The organism is Streptomyces sp. NPDC057694, from assembly GCF_042799415.1.
In the GTDB taxonomy this organism is placed as follows: domain Bacteria; phylum Actinomycetota; class Actinomycetes; order Streptomycetales; family Streptomycetaceae; genus Streptomyces.
Map to the genome: position 1 here is coordinate 1 of NZ_JBHVIX010000042.1, position 21,375 is coordinate 21,375.

The following is a 21,375-nucleotide window of genomic DNA, read 5'->3' on the forward strand; positions in this document are numbered from 1 at the left end:
CACTGGCCTCTGCTGCTCTCTTTTTTTCCCCCCCCCCAGCAGGAAAAACCAGGAAAAAAACAGGGGGGGAACAGAGGGGCGGGACCCGGCAGACCCCCCCCCCCTTCGCACGCAGCCTCTTACTTGCGCAGGACCAGTTCGGTGTTGCGGTCCCCCGGTGTGCCGGACAGCGCGGCCCGGGATCCCGGGGCGTTGAAGGCGAGTTCGCGGTAGAGGGCGGCCAGGCCGGTCTGGCTGAGGTCGGAGAAGTCGGTGCGGTGCGGGGCCGAGGACTCGATGAGCGTGGTGAACAGGGAGAGCGTGCCGTCGTGGTTGTCGGTGATCTCGATGATGCGGGCCAGTTGCGGGAAGTCGACGTGGGAGGCGGTGGAGATCTCCCAGAAGCCGGCCGCGCCGCCGGTGCCCTGGTGCGGGGTGATGGCGTTCTTGTGGCTGTGGCCGTTGACCCAGGCGAGGACGGGGCGGTGGGCGGCCAGCAGGGCGGCGAGTTCCTGGCCGTCGTGGCGCTTCTCGCCGCGGTGGCCCGGGTCCTCGTTCAGGTTCCGCATCGTCTTGCTGGTGTGGTGGGAGAAGACGACGACGTGGTCGCCGTCGGTCGCCGCGGCCTTCAGCTGACGGGTGAGCCAGTCGAGTTGCGTGGTGCCCACCGAGCCCTCGTAGTGGCCGCCGGGGTCGGTGGTGTCGAGGCTGATGCCGATGACGTCGTCCGAGACGCGGAACGTGTAGTACTGGGTCTTCGCGGCGAGGTTGGCCTGCGTGTAGCCGTGGCCGACCGGGCCCGGGCCGGCATGCGCCGGGTCGAGGTGTGCGGCGACGTACTCGGCGGGGGTGAAGGGGGCGCGGGACTCGTCCGGGGTGACCGGGCGCATGTGCCGGGCCTGCGAGCGCAGCAGTTCCTCGAACGCCTTTCCGCGCGGGTCGCCGCCGTTCTTGACGTTGTCCCAGATCGCTTTGCCCGAGGCCGCGGGGAGGTCCATCAGCTTGCGGCCGCCGACGGCGAGTTCGGCGAAGTAGGAGTCGCCGGGGGCGTAGCAGCCGCCGGGCAGCGCGTCGTGGTTGCCGACCGTGGAGTACCAGGGCAGCTTCAGGCCCGGGCTGCGCAGTTCGGAGATCGCGGCGGCCAGGAAACCGTCGAGGCGGGGGAAGTGGTGGTCCCGCTTGTCGGTGTCGCGCAGGGCCGATTCGGGGTGCCAGTAGAGCGGGATGCCGCTGTTCTGGACGCCTTCGTAGTGGCGCGGGTCGCCGGTGTTGGGGGTGATGCGGCCGCCGCTCATCGCGGTGAGGAACCAGTCGAGTTCGCAGCGGGCGTTGTTGTCGGTGTTGTCGCCGGTCGTCATCACGAAGTGCAGCGGCGCCGCGGTGACGGGCGCGCCGCGCAGGGCGTTGACCCGCTCGACGAGCGCCACGGCGCCCGCGACCGACAGCGACTCCTGCGGACGCCAGGCGCTCGACGTCTGGGAGCGCAGGTACTCGTAGCGCAGCGGGTGCTGCACGTCGACCAGGTGCAGGTCGGTGAACTGGACGAAGGCGGCGAGCGCGGTGCGGCGGGCGGCGCGGCCGGAGCGGGCGGCCCGGAGGTCGGAGCGGACCACGCGCGGCCAGGCCGGGCCGTCACCGAGGCGCCGGTAGCCGGAGCCGTGCCCGGTGGCGACCGAGGCGAGGGTGGTGCCGCGGGTGTAGGGGGCGAGGGGCACCTCGGAGGGCGCGGGGACCTTGCGGGTCAGCGCCTGCGCGGGTGCGGGACGGGCGGCGGCCTCGTGCCCGCCCGGGCCGAGGACGTAGCCGAGGCCGGCCACCGCCGCCGTCCCGGTGAGCGCGCCGGTCGCGGCCAGCACGGTACGGCGGTCGATGTCTGCGGCGGCCTTGGTGACAGAGCGTGTGCGCGGCATGGCGCGGTCTCCCCGAGTGCGAACGCGTCGACAGTGGCGGCCGGGCAGTACCGCGAGGCACTGCCCTTCCGTACTGGATCGTTGGCATCGGGGATGACCTGCGCGTGAACGGCGACGCAACGCGCAACACCGATCACCGTACGTGGATCACCGCACTCCGCGCCGGGGCGCGCGTCAGGTCCGTGTTGTCATGCACGGGAGGGCGACGCGCTCTCTCGCGGTCACTCTGTGTTCACCTCGCGGGGAAGCGTGGGCCCGCCGCCGGGTTTCTCCGGCAGGTGCCCGGCGCGCGGGCGCTCGCGCCACAGGGCGAGGCCGACGTCGACGAGTTCGACCCGGGTCAGGTCGGGGACGGCGTCCAGGTCGTGCCAGGCGGCCATGTCCGTGGAGCCGTTCTCCTCGTGCCGCAGGGTGCCGCCGGTGATCGTGCCCTCGTAGACGATCCGCAGGCCGTGGAAGTCGGCGATCTTGCCGAGCTTGCGGGGGTAGCGGCGCAGCACCGAGTGGACGCCGAGCAGGGCGCCGGGCGCGAGGATGTAGCCCGTCTCCTCGTCGACCTCGCGGATCACCGTGTCGTACGGGTCCTCGCCGTGGTCCATGCCGCCGCCGGGCAGCGTCCAGCGCCGGCTGCCGTCGCCCGCGACCCAGCGGGCGAGGAGCACCTGTCCGTCCCGCACGCACACCGCGTACGCGGCCACCCTCAGCTCTTTGTGCATTCCCGAACGCTAGAGGCATCCGGGCCGATGCGCAGGGGGATGGGCGGGTTTCGCCCGGTGCCGGGGCCGGGCTCTACGCCCGTAGCGGGGAGAGCTGAACCACGAGGAATTCAAAAGCGTTCAAGGGACTGGCCAATTAAGTCCGTATGAGGGGGGTTTGGGCGCTGTGGCGTATGGCGGAATGCCGCCATGGCCGCTACCCGTCTCGGGCAACTCTCCCCAAACTGTGGTCACTTACGTAAAGCTGAGCGGTCATCCGGCACCGAAATCCGGAGTCGTTCCGATCATCTCGATCGTCCGTCTTCACCTTTACGTAGCAGGGATGCTGATGACCCCCGATCCCCAGCGCGCACCCATATCCGGTGCGAGACGCGCGGCCCGCCTCGCGGCCGCCGCGGGCCTGGTGGCCGCGCTCACCGCGGCCGGGCCGATACCCATGGCCGCCGCGGCCGGCTCGGACTCCGCGCCGACCGCCGACCCCGCCGTCAAGTCCGCCAGCGACAAACTCGGCGCGCACGACGCCGAGCTGCTCGCCGCCGCCAAGGCGGACCGCGACAAGAACGTGACCGTCATGGTCGCCACCGCCCCCGGGAAGACCGAGGCCGTGGCGAAGCAGTTCGACTCGGTCAAGGGCGGCTCCGTCGGCCGCACCTACGACAAGCTCGGCTATGTCCGGGCGACGCTGCCCACCGGCAGGGCCGAGGCGGCCATCAAGTCCGCCGAGAAGCTCGACTCCGTGCTCGGCATCGATCTGCGCCAGGAGATCGCGCTCGACGACCCGACGCCGTCCGCCGACACCACCAAGGACGCGGCCAAGAGCGCTTCGCACAAGGGCGGCACGAGTTCGTACAGCGGCCCGGGGAAGAACACCCCCGCCAAGAACCCGTACAACCCGTCGTTCGAGACGGGCGCCGTCGACTTCGTGAAGGACAACCCGAAGGCCGACGGGCGCGGTGTCACCATCGGCATCCTCGACTCCGGTGTCGATCTCGGTCACCCGGCGCTCCAGAAGACCACGACCGGCGAGCGCAAGATCGTCGACTGGGTCACCTCGACCGACCCGATCGTGGACGGCGACGCGACCTGGCGGCCGATGGTCACCCAGGTGTCGGGACCGACGTTCACGTACGGCGGCCGCACCTGGAAGGCGAAGGCCGGTTCGTACGGCGTCTCCACCTTCGCGGAGTCGGTGACCGCCGGCGGCGACGCCAAGGGCGACGCGAACCGTGACGGCGACACCACCGACAAGTGGGGCGTGCTGTACGACGCCGCCGCGGGCACGGTGACCGTCGACCTGAACGACAACGGCGACTTCACCGACGACACCCCGATGAAGCCGTACAAGGACGGGTACCAGATCGGCTACTTCGGCAAGGACGACCCGTCCACCGACGTCGTCGAGCGCCAGCCGTTCGTCGTGGAGATCCGCAAGGACGTCCCGATGGACCCCTACGGCGGTGACTGGGTCGGCCAGAAGCGCGACTTCGTCAACATCGGCGTCATCGAGTCCGAGCACGGCACGCACGTCGCCGGCATCACCTCGGCCAACTCGCTGTTCGGCAACAAGAACATGAACGGTGCCGCGCCCGGCGCGAAGATCGTCTCCTCGCGTGCCTGCACGTGGAGCGGCGGCTGCACCAACGTCGCGCTCACCGAGGGCATGATCGACCTCGTCGCCAACCGCGGCGTCGACATCGTGAACATGTCGATCGGCGGTCTGCCGGCGCTGAACGACGGCAACAACGCGCGCTCGCTGCTGTACACCCGCCTCATCGACCAGTACGGCGTGCAGCTGGTGATCTCGGCGGGCAACTCCGGCCCCGGCGCGAACACCATCGGCGACCCCGGCCTGGCCGACAAGGTCCTCTCGGTCGGCGCCTCGATCTCCAAGGAGACCTGGGCCTCCAACTACGGCTCGCAGGTGAGCAAGTCGTACGCGATGATGCCCTTCTCCTCGCGCGGCCCGCGTGAGGACGGCGGCTTCACGCCGGCCATCACCGCGCCCGGCGCGTCGATCAACACCACCCAGACCTGGCTGCCCGGTTCGCCGGTCGCCGAGGCGGGCTACTCGCTGCCGGCCGGCTACTCGATGCTCCAGGGCACCTCGATGGCCTCGCCGCAGGCCGCGGGCGCGAGCGCGCTGCTGCTCAGCGCCGCCAAGCAGAAGCACATCGGGCTGGCCCCGGCGGAGCTGCGCACCGCGCTCACCTCGACCGCGGACCACATCAAGGGCGAGCAGGCGTACGCCGAGGGCTCCGGCCTCATCGACATCGAGGACGCCTGGAAGTCGATCCGCCGCGGGGCGAGCGCGCACACGTACACCGTGAAGGCGCCCGTCGACACCGCGATCGACTACGCGCTGGCGACGCCGGGCTTCGGCACCGGCATCTACGACCGCGAGGGCGGCCTGAAGGCCGGGCAGAAGAAGACCTACGACGTCACGGTCACCCGTACGTCCGGTTCGTCGAAGCCGGTGCGCCACAAGCTGTCGCTGAAGAACAACTCCGGTGACACCTTCCGGATCGCCGGTTCCAGCTCGGTGTACCTGCCGCTGAACAAGCCGGTCACCGTGAAGGTGCAGGCCAAGGCGAAGTCGGCCGGGCTGCGCAGCGCCATCCTCCAGGTCGACGACACGAAGACCGAGGGCGTGGACCAGCAGATCATGGCGACCGTCGTCGTCTCGACGCCGGTGGCCAAGCCGTCGTACACCTTCACCGGCAAGGGCTCGGTGCAGCGCAACAGCACCACGTCGTACTTCCTGACGGTCCCCGAGGGCGCCAAGTCGCTCCAGGTGCGCATGAGCGGGCTGAAGGACAAGAGCCAGACCCGGTTCATCTCCATCCACCCGTACGGCGTCCCGGTCGACGACACCTCGACGCCGAGCTGCTACCCGAACTACGGCGACGGATCGGGCAACGGCTGCCGCCCCGACCTGCGTTCGTACGCGGACCCGCAGGCCGGTGTCTGGGAGGTCGAGGTCGAGGCGCGCCGCACCTCGCCGCTGCTCGACAACCCGTACCAGCTCGACGTCGCCGTCCTCGGCGCCGCGTTCGACCCGGCCGTGCAGACGGTGACCGAGGCGAAGGTCGGCGTTCCGGCCGACGTGTCGTGGAAGGTCACGAACAACTTCGCGGCCATCAACGGCGGCAAGCTCCAGGGCGGTTCGCTCGGTTCGTCGAAGACGGACCGGCCCACCATCGCCAACGGTGACACCGCGACCTCCGAGGTCGTCGTGCCCGAGGGCGCGGAGAAGCTCACGGTCGCCATCGGCAACACGTCCGACAAGTCCGCCGACCTGGACCTGACGGTCTACGACGCGGCCGGCAACCAGGTCGCGCAGTCCGCGGACGGCGACTCCGAGGAGGCGGTGACGATCACCAAGCCGGCCGCCGGCACGTACACGGTGGAGGTCGCCGGGTACTCGGTGCCCGCGGGGACGACCGAGTACGACTACTCGGACGTCTTCTTCTCGTCGGCGCTCGGCACGGTCACGGTGGACGGCTCGAAGCCGGTCACGCTGGCCAACGGCGCGTCCACCTCGGTGGCCGCGCAGGTCACGGCCGCCGCCCCGGCTCCGGAAGGACGCGAGTTCTTCGGGCAGGTGCAGCTCCTGAACGAGCGCGGTGTCGTCACCGGCACCGGCAGCGTGCAGATCGAGAAGGTCACCCAGTAACCCCGCGGTGATCCACGAGGGGCGGACGCCGACGGTGTCCGCCCCTTCTCGCTGTCAGTACCCGGGCCCCGGGCACTGAGTCCCGCGGGCCCGCGGCAGCGCGTCGAGGATGTCGCCGCGCGCGTCCTTCACCCCGGGGCCGGTCTCCCAGTCCTGGCGGTCCTCGGGGAAGACGGGGGTCCTGATCAGGGTGTACGTGCCCGGCTTCAGGTCCGCCCTCGCCGATCCGTCCAGGGTCACGGTGAGCGTCGGATGGTCCTCGACCGAGCGCTCGGGGCGGTAGTAGCGGGCGACGTCGATCACGACGCGTACGTCTCCGTCCTTGCGCGGGGTGATGCTGACGACCCGGCCCTCGACGAGGATCTTGGAGCAGGCGATGTGCAGGCCGGGCGAGTGGCCGTCCTCGTCGCCCTGCCCCCGTTTCGCGCCGGCCGCGGACTTGTTGCTCGCGTCGGAGTCGCTGCTGATCCCCGCGGGCGCGTTCGCGCCGAGCCACACCAGGCCGCCCATGACCCCGGCCGCGCAGGCGACCACGAGCGCGCCGAACGCGATCCGCACGGGACGGCGACGGCGACGGACCGGTACGGGCGTGGGCGCGGGCTTCGGGGCGGGGCGGGCCGCCAGGGCGTCACCGAGGCCGCGCACCTGTTCCCGCAGCAGCGCGACGTCGGCCGCGACGTCCGCCGCGTCCGGGTCGTCGTCCGGCAGCGGTTCGCCGCAGACCGCCAGCATCAGGAGCCGGTCCTCACGGTTCAGGCCGTCCGCAGCGTCGATGTCCTCCATGTCACACCACCTCCCCTTCGCGCAGGCGCGCCCGCAGGATCCGTACCGCCGTGTGCAGCCGGCTCTTGACGGTGCCCTCGGGCACCCCCAGCTCCGCCGCGATGTCGCGCACCGGCAGATCCGCGTAGAACCGCAGCACGACCACCTGCCGCTGCTGGTCGGGCAGCTGGTCCAGGCCCTCGGCGACGGCGAGGGAGAGCACCCGCGACTCGGCGGCGTCCCGGGCGTCCTCCTGACGCAGGGCGGCAAGCCGCTCGCCGAGCCGCTCCTGGCGGCGCTTGGCCCGGTGCCAGTCCATGGCGAGGTTGGAGGCGACGACCGCCGCCCAGGCGGAGACGTCGCGCGGCGCCTCCTCCCCCTTGGCGGTCCGCTCCAGGAGCCGCAGCCGCACCTGCTGCACCCCGTCCGGCAGCTCCGCGTACGGCATCCCGCCCAGTGACAGGACGGCCCGCACCCGGTCCTCGACGGCCGCGTCCAGGGGGTCGTCCGGGCGACCCCCCGCTCTTCTCGGCTTGCCGCGCAGCAATGCCCCTCCCCTCCCCGCGTGTGCCCTACGACGCCACGGGCGCGCGAAACGTTCACGACAGCCGCGAAAAGGCTGTGTCGAACCCCACGCGTCCCGTACCTCGGACAATGGATTGGACAAGGCGGGCCAGGACAGACGCATCATGGATCGCATCCGCCAGGCCGTCACGGCCGCAGCAAGCACGGAGGAACCCTGTGAAGGTCGGAATCGTCGGAGCCACCGGTCAGGTCGGCACGGTCATGCGCAAGATCCTGGTCGAGCGGGACTTCCCGGTCGACGAGCTGCGGCTGTTCGCCTCGGCGCGCAGCGCGGGCAAGACCCTGGACGGCGTGACGATCGAGGACGCCTCGACGGCCGACTACACCGGCCTGGACATCGTGCTGTTCTCGGCGGGCGGCGCGACGTCGAAGGCGCTGGCCGAGAAGGTCGCCGCCCAGGGCCCCGTCGTCATCGACAACTCGTCCGCCTGGCGCAAGGACCCCGAGGTGCCGCTCGTGGTCTCCGAGGTGAACCCGCACGCGATCACGGACCGCCCCAAGGGCATCATCGCCAACCCGAACTGCACGACGATGGCCGCGATGCCGGTCCTTCGCCCCCTGCACGACGAGGCGGGCCTCGAAGCGCTGGTCGTCGCCACCTACCAGGCGGTCTCCGGTTCGGGTCTCGCGGGCGTCGCCGAGCTGCACGGCCAGGCGCAGAAGGTCGTCGCGGAGGCCGACAAGCTGACCCACGACGGCGAGGCGGTCGACTTCCCCGAGCCGGACGTCTACAAGCGGCCCATCGCCTTCAACGTGCTGCCGTACGCCGGCGCCCTCGTCGACGACGGCCTGCACGAGACGGACGAGGAGCAGAAGCTCCGCAACGAGTCCCGCAAGATCCTGGAGATCCCGGCGCTCAAGGTCTCCGGCACCTGCGTGCGCGTCCCGGTCTTCTCCGGCCACTCCCTCCAGATCAACGCCCGATTCGCGCGCCCGCTCTCGGTGGAGCGCGCCACGGAGCTGCTGGCCGGCGCCCCGGGCGTCGTGCTCTCCGAGATCCCGACGCCGCTGGAGGCCGCGGGCAAGGACGCGTCCTTCGTGGGCCGCATCCGCCCGGACGAGACGGCCGAGAACGGCCTGGCGCTGTTCGTCTCCAACGACAACCTCCGCAAGGGCGCCGCGCTGAACGCGGTGCAGATCGCGGAGCTGGTGGCGGCCGAGCTCAAGAGCTGACCCCGAGCCGGCCCCGTTTCGCGCTGTTGTGCGAAACCGGCCACACAATCGTGGAGCTTGTGTGAAGATCCCGCCATGACCGAGATGGCCAAGGGCGGAAACCTTCCTGTTCCCTCAGCAGCTCTGCATGTGGCGGTGGTCTGGCAGCAGGGCCCCGGGATTCCCGACGTGGATGTCTCGGCCCTGCTGCTCGACGCGGCGGGCAAGGTCCGCTCGGACGCCGACCTCGTCTTCTACAACCAGCCCGAGCACCACTCGAAGTCCGTCCGGCACCTGGGCAAGGGGCAGGACGCCGGACCCTCGGGCACCGACTGGATCGGCCTCGACCTGAGCGCCGTGGAACCCGCGGTGGACCGGATCGTGGTCGCCGCCTCCGCCGACGACGAGGCGTTCGGCCGGATACCCGGCCTCGCCGTCCACGTCGCCACCCCCGAGGGCGCGCAGGTCGCCTCCTTCGCCATCGGCGACGCGAGCACGGAGACCGCCTTCGTCTTCGGGGAGTTCTACCGCAGGAACGGCGGCTGGAAGTTCCGCGCCGTCGGCCAGGGCTACGCCTCCGGGCTCGCCGGGCTCGCGGCGGACTTCGGGATCAGCGTCCAGGACACCGCGCCCGCGGCCCCCGTCCCCGCGGCGCCCGTCCCCGTCGAGTCCGGATGGGCGGGCCCCGGCGGTCCGGACGAACTCACCGTCGACTTCCCGCCCTTCGTCCACCAGGGCCGGGCCAAGCAGCGGGTCACCTGCCCGCCGAACCTGCCCGCCGGGCGCCGGGTCGTCGTCGAGATCGAGTGCCGCGACAGCATCTCGGTCACCCTCTACACGTGCGACGTGTACGGCCGCAGCGACGAACTGCTGCTGGACGCCTACGAGGACGAGGTGCTCGGCCGGACCGTCGCCACCGTCCCCGACGACCGGCCGCTGGCCCTGCTGGTCGAGGCCGACTCCCCGTGGACGCTCCGGGTGCTGCCGCTCGGCCGGGCCCGGCGCCTCGACGTCCCCGTGCACGGCGCCGGTCCCGACCTGCTGGTGTACGAAGGCGGCCCCGGCGTCCTGTCCTTCGCACACCAGGGCGAGAGCAACTTCGCGGTCTGGCACTACTACCGCTCCACCGATCCCGAGTGGCCTTACGAGGATCAGGACCTGCTGGTCAACGAGGTGGGCCGGCTCGATGTGCTGGCCCCGGTCCAGGGCCCGGGGCTGCTGCGGATCGGCGCGGACGGCCCGTGGCAGATCTCGGTGGGCGGCTGACGCGGCCCGCGCTCAGGCCGGCCGTCGCACCGCGAAGTGCAGACAGCCGTACTCCACGGCCCTGACGTGCACGAGGACGACGGCCGGGTCGGCGAACGCCTCGTCGAGGGCCGCGTCGAACCCGGCCGTGGCGTCGGCCGGGATCTCCAGGAGCCGGCCGCCCGCGATGTGCCCGCGGGCGTCGTAGCGGCGCAGGGTGCGCAGGGCGCCGGGCCGGTCGAAGGGGTAGCGCTCCGGGTCCGGGTCCGGGCCGGGGCAGTCGTCGGCGAAGGCGTGCAGGAAGACCGGGCCCTGTTCGTCGTACGCGCCCGGGGCCGCTCCGGTCTCCGCGGCCCAGCGGCGCAGGGGCGCGTAGCTGACCAGCGCGATGCGGTCGCACTCCCGGACCGGGCGCAGACAGCAGCGCAGCGGGGAGCCCGCGTCGTCCGCGCTCGCGGTGTATGGGACGCAGGCGCGGCCCGCGTCGTCGACGTCGCGCAGTTCCTTCAGGGCGGTGGGGTCGATGGGCTGTGCGGTGTACCTCGTCATGCCGTCCACGGTCGCGCGGGACGGCCGTGTTCACCGGCGGAAAACGGACATCGCGTTCGCGTACCCCGCGTGGAAGGATGGCCTGAATCGTCACGAACGTAGACCGCTATAGGAGATGACCGCGTGCCTGGCACCAATCTGACCCGAGAAGAGGCGCAGCAGCGGGCGAAGCTGCTCACCGTTGACTCGTACGAGATCGATCTCGACCTCTCCGGCGCGCAGGAGGGCGGCACGTTCCGGTCCGCGACCACCGTGCGCTTCGACAGCGCGGAGGCGGGCGCCGAGTCCTTCATCGACCTGATCGCGGACGCGGTGCACGAGGTGGTGCTCAACGGGCGCTCGCTCGACGTCGCCGCCGTCTTCCGTGACTCGCGGATCGCGCTCGCGCACCTGGAGCAGGGGCAGAACGAGCTGCGGATCGTCGCCGACTGCGCGTACACGAACACCGGTGAGGGCCTGCACCGCTTCGTCGACCCCGTCGACCAGCAGGCGTACCTGTACACGCAGTTCGAGGTGCCGGACGCGCGGCGCGTGTTCGCGAACTTCGAGCAGCCCGACCTCAAGGGCACGTTCCGGTTCACGGTGAAGGCGCCGACGGGGTGGACGGTCATCTCGAACTCCGCCACCCCGGAGCCCAAGGACGACGTCTGGCACTTCGAGCCGACGCCGCGCATCTCCTCGTACATCACGGCCCTGATCGTCGGCCCGTACCACTCGGTGCACTCCTCGTACGAGGGTCCGGGCGGGCAGAGCGTGCCGCTGGGCATCTACTGCCGTCCTTCGCTCGCCGAGTTCCTCGACTCGGACGCGATCTTCGAGGTGACGCGGCAGGGCTTCGCCTGGTTCCAGGAGAAGTTCGACTACGCGTACCCCTTCGCCAAGTACGACCAGCTCTTCGTGCCGGAGTTCAACGCGGGCGCGATGGAGAACGCGGGCGCGGTGACCATCCGCGACCAGTACGTCTTCCGGTCCAAGGTGACGGACGCGGCGTACGAGGTGCGGGCCGAGACGATCCTGCACGAGCTGGCCCACATGTGGTTCGGCGACCTCGTCACCATGGAGTGGTGGAACGACCTGTGGCTGAACGAGTCGTTCGCCACCTACACCTCGATCGCCTGCCAGGCGTACGCGCCGGACTCGAAGTGGCCGCACTCGTGGACGACGTTCGCCAACTCCATGAAGACGTGGGCGTACCGGCAGGACCAGCTGCCGTCCACGCACCCGATCATGGCGGAGATCAACGACCTCGACGACGTGCTCGTCAACTTCGACGGCATCACGTACGCGAAGGGCGCCTCCGTCCTCAAGCAGCTCGTCGCCTACGTCGGCATGGACGAGTTCTTCCAGGGCGTGCAGGCGTACTTCAAGCGGCACGCGTTCGGGAACACGCGGCTCAGCGATCTGCTGGGCGCCCTGGAGGAGACCAGCGGGCGTGACCTGAAGGCCTGGTCGAAGGCGTGGCTGGAGACGGCCGGCATCAACATCCTGCGCCCCGAGATCGAGACCGACGAGCATGGTGTCATCACCGCGTTCGCCATCCGGCAGGAGGCCCCGGCGCTGCCCGCCGGCGCGAAGGGCGAGCCGACGCTGCGCCCGCACCGGATCGCGGTGGGCTTCTACGACCTCGACGACGACAGCGGCAAGCTGCTGCGCGGCGAGCGTGTCGAACTCGACGTCACCGCCGGGGAGTCGACTCAGGTGCCGCAGTTGGTCGGCAAGCGCCGCCCGGCCGTCGTGCTGCTCAACGACGACGACCTGTCGTACGCGAAGGTGCGGCTCGACGAGGAGTCGCTGGCCTTCGTCACGCAGCACCTCGGCGACTTCGAGGCGTCCCTGCCGCGCGCCCTGTGCTGGGCGTCCGCGTGGGACATGACCCGCGACGCCGAGCTGTCCGCCAGCGCCTATCTCGACCTGGTGCTCAGCGGAGTGGCCAAGGAGTCCGACATCGGCGTGGTCCAGTCGCTCCAGCGGCAGGTGAAGCTGGCCCTCGACCTGTACGCGGCCCCGGCGCACCGGGACGCGCTGCTGACCCGCTGGACCGAGGCGGCCCTGACCCATCTGCGGACCTCGGAGGCGGGCAGCGACCACCAGCTGGCGTGGGCCCGCGCCTTCGCGGCGACGGCCCGCACGCCCGAGCAGCTCGATGTGCTCGACTCCCTGCTCGAAGGCACGCAGACCATCGAGGGTCTGGCCGTCGACACCGAGCTGCGCTGGGCGTTCGTGCAGCGGCTCGCCGCCGTGGGGCGGTTCGACGAGACGGAGATCGCCGCCGAGTACGAGCTGGACAAGACCGCCGCCGGTGAGCGGCACGCGGCCACGGCGCGGGCCGCCCGGCCGACTCCCGAGGCCAAGGAGGAGGCCTGGGCCTCGGTCGTGGAGTCGGATCAGCTGCCGAACTCCTTGCAGGAAGCGGTGATCGGCGGGTTCGTCCAGACCGATCAGCGGGAGCTGCTGGCTCCGTACACCGAGAAGTACTTCTCGGCGCTGAAGAGTGTCTGGGACTCCCGGTCCCACGAGATGGCGCAGCAGATCGCGATCGGGCTGTACCCGTCGATCCAGGTGTCCGCCGAGACCCTGGCCACGACGGACTCCTGGCTGGAGTCGGCCGAGCCCGGCGCCGCGCTGCGGCGCCTCGTCTCCGAGTCCCGCGCCGGTGTGGACCGCGCCTTGAAGGCCCAGTCGGCCGACGTGTAGCCCTTTCCCGGGGCCGCGGGGCACTGCCGATCGCGCAGTTCCCCGCGCCCCTGGGTCGTCGCCCGGGTGCCGGCCGGTGGCCGCTTCTCGCGCAGTTCCCCGCGCCCCTGAGATGCGCACTTCGTGCGCCATCTCATCGGGAGGCTGCGCGAAGCGCATGCCTCAGGGGCGCGGGGAACTGCGCGACCAGCCCCCACCGGGCCGCACTCGGAGACGAGACCCGTCAGGACCGGGCGGAGCGGGTCTCCAGGGTCGAGCGGCCCGCGTCCGTCAGGACGCCGTGTACGCGCATCCGGGCCACACCCCCGTCAGGGAACGCGTCCAGCCGGACATGCGTGGCGACGACCCGCTCCCCCAGCGGGAACCGGTGCAGCGTGTCGGGCTGCAGCTTCGTGCGCGGGATGATCTCGAACCACTCGCCGGTCTCCCCGTCGCGCCCGCTGAGCGCGATCCACCCGGCGGAGTTCCCCTTGAGGTACGCGGTGTCGATCTCCACGGCCCGGATCTCCCCCTGCGCGGCGAGCCGGAAGCGGACCCAGTCGTTGGTGCCGTGGACGCGGCGCCGCCGGTTCTCCCAGCCGTCGTCCATCTTCCGCGACGTGCCCGGCAGGATGATCTGTGTCGGCGACGAGTAGAACTTGTCGGACGCGTCCTCGTACACACCCCCGTTGAGTACGGAGACCAGATCGAAGGTCCCGAGCAGACCGAGCCACTCGGGGTCGGGCACCACCTCGCCGTGCACCCGCAGCCGCGCTATCCCGCCGTCGGGGTGCTGGCAGACGCGGACGTGCGTGAAGCGGCGTTCCGAGGTGACGGTGAAGTGGTTCGCGGCGTGCCCGCGCACCTGGCTGACGGGCACGATCTCCTCCCACTTCACGTCGTCGGCGAGGAGTTCGTCGGGGCCGGGCGCACCGGCGACGCTGGTGGCCTGGACGCTGACGCGCTGCGGGTAGTTGCCGCGGAAGTGGGCGGTGTCGACGACGATGCCGCGTACGACGCCGGGCGCGCCGAGCCGGACGATCGCCCAGTCGTGGTCCTCGGGCTCCGGGAACGGCGAGTCCGAGGTGCCGCGACGACGGCGCGTCTCCCAGCCGTCCATGACCTTGCCCTTGTGCCCGAAGTGCTCGGGGTCGAAGACGGCGCGCTCGCGCACCAGGAGGTTCTCTCGCTGGGCGAAGAACTCGTCGTTGGCGGCGATGACTCCGGCGCCGAGCCGCCGGTCGGCGAGGTCGACGAGCTCGGCGAAGGCGGCGGGGTCACCGAAGGTGCGGTAGTCGGCGTACGGGTCACCGCCCGCGTAGGGGGCGGCGTCGTTGGCGTGCGGGTCCTGTGCGGGCGTTGTCGTCATGGACCCACTGTCGCGGGCGCCGAGCCGACAGGTCCATCGAAAGTTTTCGGGGTGGTCGTTCAGTTCTGCTGAACGGTCAGGGCGTCGAGGACCCGCCGCACGGCCGCCCCCTCCTCCGCGCCCCTGCGCACGGCCGCCACCACGTGCCGTACGGGACGGTCGGCGCCCAGCGCGCACATGACGACGCCGTCGCGGCGCGCGGCGGCCATGCGCGGGACGAGGGCGACGCCCATGCCCGCCTCGACCATGGCGAGGATGGCGGTCCAGCCGGCGGCGCTGTGTGCCTGCTCGGGCACGAACCCGGCGGCCTCGCAGGCGGCGGTGGTGATCTCGGACCAGGGGCCCGAGCCGCCGAAGATCCAGGGCTCGCCCGCGAGATCGGCGAGCCTGAGGTCCGGCTCACCGGCGAGAGCGTGCCCGGCCGGCAGGGCGACGTCCAGCGGGTCGGCGAGCAGCTGGACCCGGGTGAACTTGGGGTCGCGGGCGGTCGGTGCGTGCGCTGCCAGCGAGAGGGCCAGGTCGACCTCGCCGGCCGCGAGCAGTTCGTAGGCCTGCGCGGCCTCGGCCTCGCGCACGCGGACGGTGATGCCGGGGCGGTCGGCGCGCAGCGCCCGCACGGCGGGCACGACGAGCGCGGGCACGGCCGTGGAGAAGGCGGCGACCCGCACGACGCCCGACTCCCCGCGCAGATAGGCGGACAACTCCGCGTCAGCGCGCTCCAGTTGGGCGAAGACGGCCTCGCCGTGCCGGAGCACGAGGTGGGCGGCGTCGGTGAGCCGCACCCGGCGCCCCTGCGCCTCCAGGAGCGGCACCCCGAGCTGCTTGGCGAAGTTGGTGAGCTGCTGCGAGACCGCCGACGGGGTCATCAGCAGGGCCTGCGCGGCGGCGGTGACGGTGCCGCGCTCGCGCAGGGTGCGCAGGATCACCAGCTTCTTGACGTCCCAGCGGTCGGGGTGCGGGGTGCGCGGCGCGTCGTCGGTCATGGCGTCAAGGTACGGGCCGTCCTCCTCGGCGCTCCAGCAGCGCGCACCCCCGGTCCGGCCCCCTCCACGAAAAACCTTGACATCAAGAATCTTGATGACGAGACTCTTGCCGGTGGGCGGAGATCACCGTCCGGTGAACGGGGAGGCGGGGCTCGGTGCGGCAACGGCGGTGCGGGGACGGGCTGTTGGCGGGGCTGCGGCGGCCACCGGGCGGACGCGACGCCCGGCTGATGCTGTGCGGGCAGTTCCTCGACCGGGCCGGGACGGGCGTGTGGGCGGCCGCCGCGGTGCTGTACTTCACCTTCGTCACCGGCCTGGACGGCGGGCAGGTGGGGCTGCTGCTCGGCGTGGCCGGGGTCGCGGGTATCGCCGGTTCACCGGTGGGCGGACGGCTCGCCCAGCGGTTCCCGGTCCGGACGCTGCTGATCTGGTGCCACGCGCTGCGGCTCGGGGCGGTCCTCGCCCTGCTGGCGCTGCACAGCTTCTGGGCGCTGCTGCCCGCCGTCGCGGTGATCTGCGCCGGGGACCGGACGGCGAAGACCCTGGAGATGATCTTCGCGACGGAGGCGGCCGGGGACCGCCGGGCCGTCTACCAGGCGCTGTCGCGCAGTGTCGCCAACGCCGCGTACGGGGCCGGTGCCGGGGTCGCCGCGATCGGGCTCGCCGTGGGCACGCTCGGCGCCTACCACGCGCTGATCCTGGCGGACGCCGCGTCGTTCGTCGCCGCGGCGGCGCTCGTGGCCCGCACCTCGGCGCGCCGCCCGCCCGCCGCCCGCGCCCACCGGCAAGCACCCACGGGCGGCCCCTGGCGCGACCGGGGCTATCTGCTCTTCGTGCTGCTCGACATCCCGCTGACCCTGGACGGCGCCGTCCTCGACGTGGGGCTGCCGCTGTGGCTGGTCCACCGCACCGACGCGCCGCACGCCCTCGTCCCCGCGTTCCTCGTGCTCAACACAGCGCTGGTCGTGCTGCTCCAGCTCCGCGTCACCGCGCGCCACCCGGGCCCGGACGGCGCCCTGCGCGCGCTGCCCCGGTACGGCCTGCTGATCGCGCTCGCCTGCGTCCTGCTCCCTCTGTCCGGCGCGGTCGGCGCCTGGCCGGCGTCCGTGCTGCTTCTCGCCTGTACGGCGCTGATCACGCTGGCCGAACTGATGCGCTCCGTCAGCTCCTGGGAACTGGCCGTCTGCCTGGCCCCGGAGCGGGAGCGTCCCGCCTATCTGGGCGTGGCCGGGATGTCGCAGTCCATCGAGAAGTCGGTCGGCCCGCCCGTACTGACGTCGGGGGTGATGGCGGCGGGCCCGGCCGGCTGGCTCGTCCTCGGCGCGGGCATCCTGGGCCTCTCGCTGCTCCAACGCCGTTGGTGCGCGGACCGGTTGGCGTCCCTGCCCGCGCCCGGCGCCGCACCTGTGCCGGCGGCCTCCTGACCGCTCCCCGTCAGGACGGGCGCCGGCGCACCGCCGTGGTGAGGCCCACGATGAAGAGGGTGGCGAACATCCAGGCGGTGACCTGGGCGACCCAGGTCGCGAGGATGAAGGCCAGGCCCGCCGTGCCGTCGTCGGCCGAGCAGCCTTCGAGCTGCTGCACGCGGATCAGCGGCAGGCTCGCCTCCACGGCGCGGCCGATCCGCTGCACCGCGTGGCAGTCGGCGCCGGTCAGCCCACCGGCCCACAGGGCCAGCATGCCCATGACGACGAAGATCGCGACGAGCCCGAACACCGCCCGCCAGGGCTGGTGCCCGAAGCCGATGGTCAGGCCCGCGGTCTTCTGCCAGGCGCGCACGAAGAAGCCCTGCCCGTCGGAGCGGGTCAGCTGGTCCCGGTACTGCGCCATGAGGACCTGCCGCGCGTCGCGCTCGTCGCCCTGGTCCCGGTACAGGCCCGCGAGGTGCTGATAGGGCTGCGAGGTGTACGCGGGGGTGTCGTGGGCCAGGACGTGGATCCAGTCCTTCACGGAGATCCGCGGGTCCAGGACGCCGAAGACCATGTCGTCGAGGGCGATGAGCTTGCGCCGGACGGCGGCCCGGTTGTCGGCGATGGTCTGCGGTGACATCGCGAGCCGCCCGCGGACGCTGGTGTCGCGCAGGTCGATCATGGGCGGCAGCGCGGTCGCCCCGGCCGCGCCCCGCGATCTGACGGTGACGGCGTCGGCCCTCAGGTCGGCGAGGACCTCCATCGACCGGGCGGACAGGGCCGGCCCCCGGGTCGCGGTGAGCCGGGCCGTCCGGATGTCGAGGACGCCGCCGATCCGGGACGCGTGCAGCCGCACCGCGCCGTCGGTGCCGCCTCCCGCCGCCCTGAACCCCTGATCGAGCCGCAGGTCGCCGGAGACCTTGAGCTGGACGGCGAACAGGGCGGTCCCCAGCTGGTTGACGATCCGGGCCCTGGACAGGGACATGTAGCCGCCGACCTGGGCGTTGAACACGTTGACGGCGGCGGCCCGGTCGGTGCGGCTCCTGAACCGGGACCTGTCGAGCCGTACGTCGCCGTCGACGACGGCCCGCTGGGCGTTGAGCGCGCAGCCGCTGCTGTTGGTGTGGCGGGCGCCCGTCATGGACAGCGTGCCCGCCACAAAGGTGTTGAACAGGTTCACAGTGGGCCGCTCGCCGGTGCCGGTGACGCGGCTCTCGTCGAGGTTCAGGTCGCCCTCGACCTTCAGCCTGCTCGCGACGAGGGCCGGGCCCGCGGTGTTGTCGATCCTGGTCTGGCGCAGGTCGACCTTGCCGCCGACGACCGCGTCGACCAGCGACACGATGGCGTACTTGTCGTCGGTCCCGGTCGCGATGGCGCCGCGCATGCGCAGCCCGGTGGTGACCCGCATCCGGTCGGCCTGGACGGCCGGGCCCCGGTCGTTGCGCAGGACGGTCCCCGCGAGCTGCACCCGGCCGCCGACGCTGGCCCCGCGCAGGGTCAGCGCGGCGGTGCGGTGGTGCCCGGCGATCGTGCCCCGGTTGAGGTGCAGATCGCCCTTGACCACGAGGTTGGTGGCGTCCACGGCCGGGCCCCGCGCATGGCCGATGACGATGCCGGTGGCGAACAGGCAGCCGGATATGTGCGCCCCGTGCAGGGACAGGGCGACATCGTGGGCGTTGCCGAGCACGTGGGCGCGCTCCATCCGCAGGTCGAAGCGGAGGACGAGGTTGTCGGCCCAGACGCACGGCCCGGCCCCGTCCTCGAAGAGGCTGCCGCTGAGGTCGAGCGACGACAGGCGCGCGTTGCGCAGCGAGAGGCCGTCGCGGAAGTGGCAGTCGACCAGGCGCACGTTGGCCTCGGTGGTCAGGCAGTCGAGGTCGAGGTGCCCGTCGATCACCAGACCTTGCAGGTGCACGCCGTGCGAGCCGTCCCGCCCGGCGACCCGGCGGCGCAGCGCGTCCCGGACGACCGTCGCGGCGACGACGCGCTCGGCACCCCAGGACCGCATCGCCTCGGGCAGCTTGGACTCGGAGCGCAGCACGACGGCGGCGCCTTCGTCGCAGATGTGCGTCTGAACCCTTTCCTCCAGGCTCAGGGCATCGTCTCCCGTTTCCCCCGTCATCTCCTCACCATACGAACCCGGCCGCGCGCGGCACAGAGTCGTGCACATGACGCGTCAACTACCTTGCTGCGACGCCCTGTTGATGCTCCGATCGGCTGCGCTCACGGTCAGCCGGACCGGGCGGTCGCGCGGGGCGCTGCCCCAGCACCGTCGCCCCCAGCGCCAGCACCATTCCCACCAGTTGGAGCGCCGTGAGCTGCTGCCCGAGAGCCGCCCAGCCGATCACCGCCGCCGTCAGCGGCGACAGCGGGCCGAGCAGCGTGACCTGGGTGGCGGTGAGCCGGCCGATGCCGCGGAACCAGAGCCAGTACGCGACCGCCGTGTTGGCCAGGGCCAGGTAGGCGTAGCCGGTCAGCGCCCGGCCGTCGAGCGCGGGCGGCGGGCCCTCGACGAGCAGGGCGAGCGGGGCGATCAGCAGACCGCCGGCCGTCAGCTGCCAGCCGGTGAGCGCCAGCGGACCGACACCCTCCGGGCGCCCCCACCGCTTCGTCAGGACCGTGCCGGCCGACATCGAGGCGGTGGACGCCACGGCCGCCGCCACCCCGAGCGCGTCGAGGGCGCCCGCCGCCCGCAGCACGACCAGACCCACCCCGAGCGCCGCCGTCACCCCCGCCACCAGGTGTCGCCGGGTGGGGAGTTGCCCGAGCAGCGGCACCGCGAGTCCCGCCACGAACAGCGGCCCCGTCGCGCCGACCACCGCCGCGAGCCCGCCCGGCAGCCGGTACGCGGCGAGGAACAGCAGCGGGAAGAACGCCCCGATGTTCAGCGCCCCGAGCACGGCGGAGCGCCACCACCACTCCCCCTTCGGCAGGCGCCGCGCCAGCAGCAGGAGCAGCAGCCCGGCGGGCAGCGCGCGCATCGCCGCGGTGAACAACGGGCGGTCCGGGGGCAGGAGTTCGGTCGTCACCGCGTACGTGGATCCCCAGGAGACCGGGGCGAGCGCGGTCAGCAGGACCGTCGGCGCGCGCCTCATGCCGCCCTCACCACGGCGGCGGCCTGCGGGGACCGGGCCACGACCACCGAGTCCACCGGGAGCCGCCGTTCGACCCGCAGCAGCATCCCGGCCGCGAGCAGCGACGTACCGATCAGGAACAGCCACGGCACCCGGCCGTCGACCGCGAGCAGCGTGGTGAACAGGGACGGCGCGAGCGCCTTCGCCAGTGACCAGGAGAGCTGGTACGTCGCCATGTACCGGCCGCGCACCGCCTCCGGCGCCGCCGAGACGGCGAGGACCTCGGCGGCCGGGCTGTGGATCAGCTCGCCGAGCGTGTAGAGGACGACCAGCGCGACCAGGAGCGCCCCGATCAGCCATCCGGAGGCCGACCGGGCGGAGCCGACCACGGCGAGGCCCGCGAACGACGCCGCGAACAGCGTCCCGCCGAGCGCCGCCGCCCGCGTCCGCCGCGCGCCCGCGCCGCGCACCCGGCCGGCGACGAGCACCCCGACGGCCCCGCACAGCACCGTGTTGACCGTGAAGGCGGTGCCGGTGAGGACACCCGGGGCGTGCAGCCACTGCACGACGAAGAGCGGGAAGAGCACCGAAAGGGCCGAGTAGGACAGGGCGTTGAGGAAGTTCGCCGAGGTCAGGATGAGGAAGGGCCGGTCGGCGGCGACCAGTCGGTAGCCCGCTCTGCGGCGGGCGCCCGGCGCGGCGCGGACCGGACGCAGGGGGCGCAGCAGCAGGGCCGCCACCGCGAAGCTCAGCGCGTTCCCCCAGGCCGCGTACGTGTAGGCGCCGCTGCCCGCGACCCCGATCACCAGCGTCGCGAGGAGCGAGCCCGCGCCGAGGCCGCCGTTGGTCAGCGCGCGCAGCGCCGCCTGGAGCCGGTCCCGGTCGGCGCCCCGCGCCACTTCACCGATCAGCGCGGACTGCACCGCGGGGAACGCCCGGTCGGCGGCCGCCGTCACCAGGACCACCGCCGCGAAGGCGGGCAGCGCGTGGGCGGCCGGGTAGAGGACGAAGCCGAGCGCGCGGGCCGCGTAGAGGACGTACTGGACGGGGCGCGCCCCGAACCGGTCCACCGCCGCGCCCGCGACCGGCAGCGCGCCCATCCCGATCAGGCCCGTGACGGTGAGGACCGCGCCGACGACCGGGAAGGACAGGCCCGTCACGTGGTGGAAGAAGACCAGCGTGAACGGGATGTACATGCCGTTGCCGACGCCGTTCACCGCGGCGGCGAAGGTCATCGATCTTTCGCCGGGTACGCGTCGCACTTCCCGCTTGTTCCGCACAGGACCCCACCCCTCA

The 21,375-nt window shown here is 72.3% G+C and carries 15 protein-coding genes; 5 read left to right on the forward strand and 10 right to left on the reverse strand.

Annotation, left to right across the window (positions count from 1 at the left end):
- Nucleotides 1-119: 119 nt before the first annotated feature.
- Both ACFVDP_RS42280 and ACFVDP_RS42285 read right to left on the reverse strand, forming a co-directional pair.
- On the reverse strand, nucleotides 120-1,889 hold the full coding sequence (locus tag ACFVDP_RS42280; RefSeq protein ID WP_383502728.1) for a TIGR03767 family metallophosphoesterase: 1,770 nt from the start codon (nucleotides 1,887-1,889) through the stop codon (nucleotides 120-122).
- 221 nt (nucleotides 1,890-2,110) lie between these two features.
- On the reverse strand, nucleotides 2,111-2,605 hold the full coding sequence (locus tag ACFVDP_RS42285) for an NUDIX hydrolase (protein ID WP_383502730.1): 495 nt from the start codon (nucleotides 2,603-2,605) through the stop codon (nucleotides 2,111-2,113).
- Nucleotides 2,606-2,933: 328 nt separating this feature from the next.
- Between ACFVDP_RS42285 and ACFVDP_RS42290 the strand changes: the two genes are divergently transcribed.
- Nucleotides 2,934-6,278, forward strand: a complete 3,345-nt coding sequence (locus tag ACFVDP_RS42290; protein WP_383502733.1) for a S8 family serine peptidase — start codon at nucleotides 2,934-2,936, stop codon at nucleotides 6,276-6,278.
- A gap of 54 nt (nucleotides 6,279-6,332) precedes the next feature.
- Here ACFVDP_RS42290 and ACFVDP_RS42295 read toward each other — a convergent pair whose 3' ends face one another.
- Together ACFVDP_RS42295 and ACFVDP_RS42300 are read right to left on the reverse strand one after the other, a co-directional pair.
- Complete coding sequence (locus ACFVDP_RS42295) at nucleotides 6,333-7,061, reverse strand: hypothetical protein (RefSeq protein WP_383502736.1); 729 nt, start codon at nucleotides 7,059-7,061, stop codon at nucleotides 6,333-6,335.
- Nucleotide 7,062: 1 nt separating this feature from the next.
- Nucleotides 7,063-7,587, reverse strand: a complete 525-nt coding sequence (locus ACFVDP_RS42300; protein WP_383502739.1) for a sigma-70 family RNA polymerase sigma factor — start codon at nucleotides 7,585-7,587, stop codon at nucleotides 7,063-7,065.
- Nucleotides 7,588-7,781: 194 nt separating this feature from the next.
- On the opposite strand from ACFVDP_RS42300, the gene ACFVDP_RS42305 reads away from it, so the two are divergent.
- Nucleotides 7,782-8,798 carry an aspartate-semialdehyde dehydrogenase gene (locus ACFVDP_RS42305; RefSeq protein ID WP_383502742.1) on the forward strand — a complete coding sequence of 339 codons (1,017 nt, stop codon included), beginning with the start codon at nucleotides 7,782-7,784 and terminating at the stop codon, nucleotides 8,796-8,798.
- 75 nt (nucleotides 8,799-8,873) lie between these two features.
- Nucleotides 8,874-10,043 carry a TerD family protein gene (locus tag ACFVDP_RS42310; RefSeq protein WP_383502745.1) on the forward strand — a complete coding sequence of 390 codons (1,170 nt, stop codon included), beginning with the start codon at nucleotides 8,874-8,876 and terminating at the stop codon, nucleotides 10,041-10,043.
- Between the two features lie 12 nt (nucleotides 10,044-10,055).
- Here the strand turns inward: ACFVDP_RS42310 and ACFVDP_RS42315 are convergent, their stop codons facing one another.
- Nucleotides 10,056-10,571: a DUF1203 domain-containing protein gene (locus ACFVDP_RS42315; RefSeq protein ID WP_383502748.1), complete on the reverse strand. Its 516-nt coding sequence runs from the start codon at nucleotides 10,569-10,571 to the stop codon at nucleotides 10,056-10,058.
- A 123-nt stretch (nucleotides 10,572-10,694) separates the two neighbouring features.
- On the opposite strand from ACFVDP_RS42315, the gene pepN reads away from it, so the two are divergent.
- A complete protein-coding gene (gene pepN, locus ACFVDP_RS42320; protein WP_383502751.1) occupies nucleotides 10,695-13,265 on the forward strand; it encodes an aminopeptidase N in 2,571 nt (856 codons plus the stop codon).
- Between the two features lie 223 nt (nucleotides 13,266-13,488).
- On the opposite strand, the gene alc is transcribed toward pepN, so the two are convergent.
- A complete protein-coding gene (gene alc / locus ACFVDP_RS42325; RefSeq protein ID WP_383502754.1) occupies nucleotides 13,489-14,613 on the reverse strand; it encodes an allantoicase in 1,125 nt (374 codons plus the stop codon).
- Nucleotides 14,614-14,672: 59 nt separating this feature from the next.
- Entirely contained in the window at nucleotides 14,673-15,596 is a 924-nt protein-coding gene (locus ACFVDP_RS42330) for a LysR family transcriptional regulator (RefSeq protein WP_383502757.1), read from the reverse strand.
- Nucleotides 15,597-15,751: 155 nt separating this feature from the next.
- Here ACFVDP_RS42330 and ACFVDP_RS42335 point away from each other — a divergent pair, with 155 nt between their 5' ends.
- Nucleotides 15,752-17,020, forward strand: coding sequence for an MFS transporter (locus ACFVDP_RS42335; protein ID WP_383502760.1), 1,269 nt, complete (start codon nucleotides 15,752-15,754; stop codon nucleotides 17,018-17,020).
- A gap of 10 nt (nucleotides 17,021-17,030) precedes the next feature.
- On the opposite strand, the gene ACFVDP_RS42340 is transcribed toward ACFVDP_RS42335, so the two are convergent.
- From ACFVDP_RS42340 to ACFVDP_RS42350, 3 genes are read right to left on the reverse strand one after another with little or no spacing between them, the layout of a single operon-like run.
- Nucleotides 17,031-19,127 carry a hypothetical protein gene (locus ACFVDP_RS42340; RefSeq protein WP_383502763.1) on the reverse strand — a complete coding sequence of 699 codons (2,097 nt, stop codon included), beginning with the start codon at nucleotides 19,125-19,127 and terminating at the stop codon, nucleotides 17,031-17,033.
- Nucleotides 19,128-19,185: 58 nt separating this feature from the next.
- Nucleotides 19,186-20,100 (reverse strand): EamA family transporter, encoded by a 915-nt coding sequence (locus ACFVDP_RS42345; RefSeq protein WP_383502765.1) that lies wholly within the window; start codon nucleotides 20,098-20,100, stop codon nucleotides 19,186-19,188.
- Nucleotides 20,097-21,314: an MFS transporter gene (locus ACFVDP_RS42350; RefSeq protein ID WP_383502768.1), complete on the reverse strand. Its 1,218-nt coding sequence runs from the start codon at nucleotides 21,312-21,314 to the stop codon at nucleotides 20,097-20,099. Before ACFVDP_RS42350 ends, ACFVDP_RS42345 begins: the two co-directional genes overlap by 4 nt.
- Nucleotides 21,315-21,375 lie beyond the last annotated feature (61 nt).